Here is a 241-nt window from a genome sequence, read left to right on the forward strand (position 1 = left end):
GATTACGTCGAATCCGAACTGGCGCAGCGGCCATGGTTCGCGGGGGACCAGATGACCGCCGCGGACAACATGATGAGCTTTCCGCTCGAGGCCGCGCGGAGCCGGGGCGGTCTGACCGAGACGCGGCCCGCGACGATGGCGTGGCTGAGCAAGATCCATGCGCGGCCGGCGTCTCAGGCGGCGCTCGCCAAGGGTGGGCCGTACGCCTACGCCTGACGCACGGCCCCGGTAGAGTCAGGCC

1 protein-coding gene is annotated in these 241 nt (G+C 70.5%); it reads left to right on the forward strand.

Annotated features, from left to right (window positions below; translation table 11 throughout):
- The coding region (locus AC0CH3_RS17920; RefSeq protein ID WP_465238140.1) for a glutathione binding-like protein at positions 1-216 on the forward strand (216 nt) is incomplete at its 5' end.
- Positions 217-241: the final 25 nt, after the last annotated feature.

Source organism: Sphingomonas sp. AC449, assembly GCF_979253475.1.